Source organism: Leisingera sp. ANG-S5 (assembly GCF_000813925.1).
Classification (GTDB): Bacteria; Pseudomonadota; Alphaproteobacteria; order Rhodobacterales; family Rhodobacteraceae; genus Leisingera.
In genome coordinates, this window is record NZ_JWLH01000011.1 from 149,338 (window position 1) to 155,932 (window position 6,595).

The window sequence follows — 6,595 nt, forward strand, 5'->3', positions numbered from 1 at the left end:
CAGGTGTTGAGGGGTTTCGGGCAGAGGGCCGTCAGCTCAAGGGGGCAAGGCAGCGCAGGCCGTGGCCGTTTGCGACCTCCCATTGCGGGGTTTGAATGCAGATCTCCTGGGCAAACGGGCAGCGTTCGCGGAATTCGCAGCCTTTGGGGCGGCGCAGCAGGCTGGGCGGCTCGCCTTTCAGCGCGATGCGCTCCAGCCGGGCGTCGGGGTCGGGTTCCGGGTTCGCGGACAAGAGGCAGCGGGTATAGGGATGGCGCGGCTCCTTGAAGATGGCCTCGGTGGTGCCTTCCTCGACCAGCCGGCCAAGGTACATGATGCCCATCCGGTCGGCCACATGGCGCACGACGTTCAGATTGTGGGTGATGATCACCATCGCCAGCCCCAGCCGTTCGCGCAGGTCGTTCATCAGGTTCAGAAGCTCTCCCTGCACCGACACATCGAGGCCCGCGGTGGGTTCATCCGCCAGGATCAGCTTCGGCTCCAGCGCCAGCGCGCGGGCCACGCCCACCCGCCGCGCCTGCCCGCCGGACAGCTGATAGGGATAGCGGTCGGCAAAATGCGCAGGCAGGTTCACCATCTCCAACAGGCGCCTGGCCTCGGCGTCCAGATCGCGGTCTTTCATGCCCTGGATGCGGTAGGGTTCGGTGATCAGGCTGCGGATCGTCAGGCGCGGCGACAGCGAGCCGACCGGGTCCTGGAACATCATTGCGATGTCCTTGCGCAGGGGGCGCATATCCCGTTCCGAGGCGCCGCGGATCTCCCGCCCTTCGAATTTGACCGAGCCTTCCTGCGCCGGGGCCAGACCAGCAATCGCGCGGATTACCGTGGTCTTGCCGGACCCGCTCTCGCCCACCAGCGCATAGGTCTCGCCCGGCTCCACGGTGAAGCTGACACCGGCGAGCACATTGACCGGGCCATAGCTGGTTTTCAGGTTTTTGACATCCAGCAGGCTCATTCTGCGGCCTCCTTGTGATTCAGCCAGCAGGCGGCGTGGTGGCCGTCTTTCAGCTGTTCGAGCGGCGGGACTTCTGCTGTGCAGCGCGGCATCGCCTGGTCGCAGCGGTCGCGGAAGATGCAGCCGCCGGGCAGGTTGGCGAGGTCCGGCACCTCTCCGGGGATCGTCGGCAGCACGCGGGCGCGTTCCTTGATGTGGCCGGGGTCGCAGTCGATCAGGCGGCGGGTGTAGGGGTGCTTGGGGTCGTGGAAGATCTCGCGCACCTCGCCGCTTTCGACCACGGCGCCCGCATACATCACAACCACCCGGTCGCAGAGTTCGGCAATGACGCCCAGATGGTGCGAGATGAACAGGATGGCGCAGTTGAACTGTTGCTGCAGTTCCTGCAGCCGCTCGATAATCTGCACCTCCAGCGTGGCATCCAGCGCCGTGGTGGGCTCATCCGCGATCAAGAGGTCCGGTTCCGACATCAGCGCCATGGCGATGGCGATGCGCTGGCGCATACCGCCGGAGAATTCGTGCGGAAACTGCGCCAGCCGCGCCTCAGGGTCAGGGATGCCCACCGCGCCGAGCATCTGCGCTGCGCGGGCGCGTTTTTCAGCCTTGGAGGCTTTGGAGCGGTGCTGGATATCCAGCATTTGCTGACCGATCGATAAGACCGGGTTGTGGGTTTGCATCGGGTCCTGGAACACGATGGAGATATCGGCACCGCGCAAATCGCGCATCTTGCGTTCGTGCAATTGCAGGAGGTCTTCGCCTTTGAACCGCACCTCGCCCTGGCGGAAACGGGTGTTCGGCGCGGTCAATCGCAGAATCGAGGAGATCAGGGTGGACTTGCCGCAGCCCGATTCCCCGACGATGCCGACAATCTCGCCCTTGCGCACATCAAAGGAGATATCGCGCAGGGCCTTCAGATCACCGCGGGCGGTCTCATAGTCGACGCTGAGGCGGTCGATTTCCAACAAGCTTTCAGTCATCGCTGTTTCCTCAATTTGGGGTCAACCACGTCGCGCAGGGACTCGCCCAGGAAGGTGAAGCCAAGGGTTGCCAGGATGATCGGCAGCCCGCCGCCCACCACCAGCCAAGGGGTTTGGCGGATCAGCGAATAGCCGTCCTTCAGCAGTGCGCCCCAGCTGGGTGTCGGCGGTTTCACCCCGAGGCCGAGGAAGGACAGCCCCGCCTCCAGCGCGATCACGGTGGGAATGTCCATCGCCGCCAGCACCGCCAGAACGCCGACGATATTGGGCAGCATGTGCACGCCCAGAATACGCTTCATGCTGGCACCCATGGAGCGTTCGGCCAGGATGAACTCGGAATTGCGCAAGGTCAGCGTCTGGGTCCGCGCCACCCGGCCATAGGTCGGGATTGAGGTTGCCATCACCACAAACACCACAGTTTGCAGGCTTGGCCCCACCAACGCGACCACCGCCAGGGCAAACATCACGGTGGGAAAGGAGCGGATGGTGTCAAAGAACAGCATCAAGAGGTTGTCGAGCCATTTCGGCCCGTAGCCAGCGATCATGCCCAGCGTCAGGCCGATGGCCATAGCGCCGAAGACAGCCGGCAGGGCAACCTGCAGCGCCACCTGGCCGCCCGCAATCACGCGGGAAAACGTGTCGCGGCCCAGCTGGTCGGTGCCCAGAAGATGGGTCCATGACGGTCCCTGAAGCCGGTCCTTGATGTTCATGCCAACCGGATCGAAGGGCACGATCCAATAGGCAAAGATGGCGCAGAACACGATGGTGCCGACGATGATCAGCCCCATCAGCCCCAGCGGGTCGCGGGCGACGCCGTGGATGATCTGGCCCAGTTCAGAACGGGATTTTGCCATATCTCACGCCCTCCTTATGCTGCCGTGCGGGCGCGGGGATCGAGCCAGGCGTTGATCAGGTCGGCCAGCGCGGTGGAGACCACAAACAAGCCGGTGGAGATCAGCACCGATCCCATCACGATCGGGTAGTTGCGGGTGGTGATGCTGTCGATCACCAGCTTGCCAAGGCCGGGGCGGGCAAAGACGATTTCGGCAAAGACGGCAGAGGACAAAAGGAAACCCATGCCGACGCCGATCACCGTGACCACCGGCAGGATGGCGATGCGCAGCGCATAGACCATCACCACCCGGCGTTCATGAATGCCAAAGGCGCGGGCGGTGCGGATGTGGCTCTCGCCCATTACCTCCAGCATCGAGGCGCGCACCAGCCGGGCGATATAGCCGACCCAGCTGAGGCCGATGGCAAAGGCGGGCAGCACCAGGTGGTCAAGGCGGCCCCAGAAACCCTCGCCTGCGCCGATGGCCGGGAACCATTGCAGGTTCACCGCAAAGATCAGCAGCGATAGCAGCGCGACCACAAAGGCGGGCGCGGCAACGAAGCTCACCGAAATGGCCGCGGTCGTCCTGTCGATCAGCGTATTGGGGTGCGCGGCAGCATAGGCGCCAAGCGCGATGCCCAGAGTGGCGGACCAGGCGATTGACCCCAGGATCAGCCACAGGGTGTGCGGCAGCTGTTCAAAGACAATGGCCGTCACCGAGCGGCCCGAGAACACGTCGATCCCCAGGTCGCCCTGCATCAGGTTGCCGTAGAAGATCAGCAGCTGTTTCCAGATAGGCTGGTCCAACGCCAGTTCCGCCGTCAGCCGCGCCTGCAGCTCTGGCGTGGCGCGCGGGCCCAGCATGATCTGGACCGGATCGCCGGGCACGGCGCGGATCATCAGGAACATGACGGTGACCGCCACGATCAGGATCAGCAGTGCCAGCCCGAACCGCCGGATTGCATAAAGTAACATGGCCGCATGGCTCCCTTGTCTTCGCTGTGCGGATGAAAACGGCACGGCTGCGCCGCATATTGCAGCCGTGCCAGGTCAGGCCCGGGGGGAGGACCGGGCCTGCGGGGAGTGTCAGGCCTTGCCGAAGTAGCGCAGCAGTGCCAGCCCGTCGGGCCGCAGCGCCGGCACCACGCCAGCCGAGTGGATCACCGGCGTCGCCTCATGGGTCAGGAAGCGGTAGGCGCCGCTTTCCTCCATCAGATCCTGTGCCCGCCGGTACATCTCGTCTCGTTTCGCCTGGTCGGTCAGCTGCGAGGCCTCGGCATGGATCTTGTCGAACTCGTCGTTGCTGAACTGCTCCCAGTTCCAGTGGCCGACCTGTTCGGTGGTGAACCAGGAGGTCGCATAATACGGGTCCGGGGTCATCGAGTAGCGGTTCAGCACCAGCTGCAGATCCTCGTTGTCGGCGCTGGCCCAGAAGGCACCGGATTCCAGCACGTTGACCTCAACCGTGATGCCGATCTGCGCCAGCGTCGCCTGGATCACCTGCGCTGCGGTGGTGAAGGTGGTCTTGTTCAGTGTGTCGAGCTTCAGCGTGACGTTGGTTTCACCGGATTCCGCCAGCAGCTCCGCCGCCTTGGCAAAATCGGCCTGCGGTGGAACCAGCGATTGCGGACGGTGGCCCGCCAGGCCCGGCGCGATGATGCCGGTCGAGGGCTCGACGGCACCGAAATAGGCAGCTTCCAGGACCGAGGGCACATCAATCGCGTGCTGGATCGCCTGGCGCAGTTTCTTGTTCTGCAGCTTGGGGTGGTCCAGGTTCATGCCGAGCCATGCATAGTACAGCGACGGGTACTCCAGCAGCGTGCCGCCATTGGGCACACCAGCGCGGTAACGTTCGACAGAGCCCAGCGAGACACGGGTGAAATCCAGTTCCCCGGCTTCAAACGCGATTTCGGCGGTGTTCTCGTCGTCGATCGGCAGGATCTCAATGGTGTCCCATGCCGGGGCTTCGCCCTTCCAGTTCGGGTTGCGCTTCAGCACGGTCTTTTCCTTGGGCGACCAGCTGTCGCGCAGATAGGGGCCGGATTCCGCCAGCGGATCGGTGGTTGCCTTGCCGCCCGCGGCCTCCCAGGCCTTCTTCGACACGATGTTGCCGGTGATATAGGGCAGCGCAATGGACCACAGCGGCGCAAAGGGTTCCTTCAGCACGATGGTGCCTTCCCGCTCGCCGGTCACTTCGACGTGACTCAACGGGCCCATGTCGGGTTTGTTGGGGCTGTCGGTCGCCTCGTCCACGATTCGCTCAAAGCTGAATTTCACGTCCTCGGCGGTCATCGCGCCAAAACCGTTGGTGAATCCGATGTCGTCACGCAGCGCGAACTTGATGTGGGTCTCGTCGCCCTGCTCGATCATCGCGGCGGCATCCATTTGCCAGTCCCATTCGCGGCCCGGCTTGTACTGGATCAGCTTGTTGTAGATCGAGGCATGGATTTCCTCGTCGATCACGCCTTTGGAAAACGCCGGGTCGATGCTTTGCATGTCGCCGTAGGAGCGCACCCGCAGGGTGCCATCCTCTGCCGCCATGGCGCGGCCGCCCAGCCCCATCGGCAGCGCCGCCGCCGCCCCCAGCGCCGTGGCGCCCTTCAGAAATCCGCGGCGTCCCAGCGCCGTCTTGGTCCATTCGATCTTCATTGTGTCCTCCCTTGGATCAGATCAGCTCCGCCTGAGCTCCTCCGCCTGCAAGCACCTCTCGGGGGGCAGCCCCCGGCGGGCCTTTTTGCTGGTATTCTGGTTCCCCTGGCTCAGACGGCTTGGCACCAGAAGACGCCTGTTTCGCGGAACGTGGAATTGTGCAAACATGCGCGAAGCAGCGCGGTTTGCATCACAGCCGCGTCACTTTGCGAAGGGAAATGGGCGGTGTCCGAAAATTTTTCAGAAAACCTGCGTTCGCTCTGCGCCGAACACGGCAGCATTGCCCAGATCTGCCGCGAGGTTGGAATCAACCGTCAGCAGTTCAACCGCTACCTAAACGGCTCCAGCCTACCCGCGGCTCACAACTTGCGCCGGATTGCCCGTTATTTCGACATCCCGGAGGCGCGGCTGTTTGCTCCGCAAGCGGAGTTCGAGGCACAGCTCAGCGATGCAGCGCGCTCGTCGCCGCCGGGTCCAAGCGACAGTTTCCTGGAGCCGTTCCGCGGCCAGCAGCGCAATCTGAAGCGCTATCTGGGCTTTTACCATGCCTATTTCCGGACGCCCTCCTGGGGTGAGGGGATCTTCTGCTCCCTGACCCGTTTCTACGAAAAGGACGGATTTATCCTGTCGCGCAACCTGGAAATCGCTCACGATCCGGAGCAAAGCATCCGGCAAATCTCGCGCTACGAAGGCATGGTGACCCAGCGTGGAAACCGGCTGTTCATCACCGAGCATGAGCGCGCCCATGAAGGCAGCGTGGCACAGACCATCCTGTTTTCCGCCCACCGGCAGCAGCTGAAATACTTGCGCGGCATGACAATGGGGTTGGCTTGGCGCCCCTTCCCGCGGCCCTATGCGGCCAAGGCAATCTGGAAACGGCTGGATGAACGGGTCTCGGCACGCGAGGCGATTGCCGCCTGCGGCGTCTATCCGGTGCGGAGCACCCGGATAGACCCGACAGTGCGGAACTATCTGGCGACACCGGACAAGGAGGATTACCCGGAGATGTCCGGCAGTGTGCTGCTCTGAACAGTTCCGCCCCGCAAACGCCCCTGCGGGCCGGGCAAAACTTTTCCGAAAAAGTTTTGGCAAATTCCTTGGCCAGGGAATTTGGCCCGGGTCATCTCAGCGGTTTGTCTCTTCCAGGGCGTCCTCATCCTGCTCAGGCATTTCCTCGATCAG

The 6,595-nt window shown here is 63.5% G+C and carries 6 protein-coding genes; 1 reads left to right on the forward strand and 5 read right to left on the reverse strand.

Annotated features, from left to right (window positions below):
• Positions 1-31: 31 nt before the first annotated feature.
• The 5 genes from RA25_RS17570 to RA25_RS17590 all read right to left on the reverse strand — a co-directional run bounded on the left by RA25_RS17570 (position 32) and on the right by RA25_RS17590 (position 5,413).
• Positions 32-955 (reverse strand): oligopeptide/dipeptide ABC transporter ATP-binding protein, encoded by a 924-nt coding sequence (locus RA25_RS17570; RefSeq protein ID WP_039174132.1) that lies wholly within the window; start codon positions 953-955, stop codon positions 32-34.
• On the reverse strand, positions 952-1,932 hold the full coding sequence (locus RA25_RS17575; RefSeq protein WP_039174134.1) for an ABC transporter ATP-binding protein: 981 nt from the start codon (positions 1,930-1,932) through the stop codon (positions 952-954). The genes RA25_RS17570 and RA25_RS17575 overlap by 4 nt, the downstream gene beginning before the upstream one ends.
• A complete protein-coding gene (locus RA25_RS17580; RefSeq protein WP_019294591.1) occupies positions 1,929-2,786 on the reverse strand; it encodes an ABC transporter permease in 858 nt (285 codons plus the stop codon). Before RA25_RS17580 ends, RA25_RS17575 begins: the two co-directional genes overlap by 4 nt.
• A 14-nt stretch (positions 2,787-2,800) precedes the next feature.
• A complete protein-coding gene (locus RA25_RS17585) occupies positions 2,801-3,739 on the reverse strand; it encodes an ABC transporter permease (RefSeq protein ID WP_039174136.1) in 939 nt (312 codons plus the stop codon).
• Between the two features lie 111 nt (positions 3,740-3,850).
• Complete coding sequence (locus RA25_RS17590) at positions 3,851-5,413, reverse strand: ABC transporter substrate-binding protein (protein ID WP_019294589.1); 1,563 nt, start codon at positions 5,411-5,413, stop codon at positions 3,851-3,853.
• 225 nt (positions 5,414-5,638) lie between these two features.
• On the opposite strand from RA25_RS17590, the gene RA25_RS17595 reads away from it, so the two are divergent.
• Complete coding sequence (locus RA25_RS17595; protein ID WP_019294588.1) at positions 5,639-6,442, forward strand: helix-turn-helix transcriptional regulator; 804 nt, start codon at positions 5,639-5,641, stop codon at positions 6,440-6,442.
• The last annotated feature ends 153 nt before the right edge of the window (positions 6,443-6,595 follow it).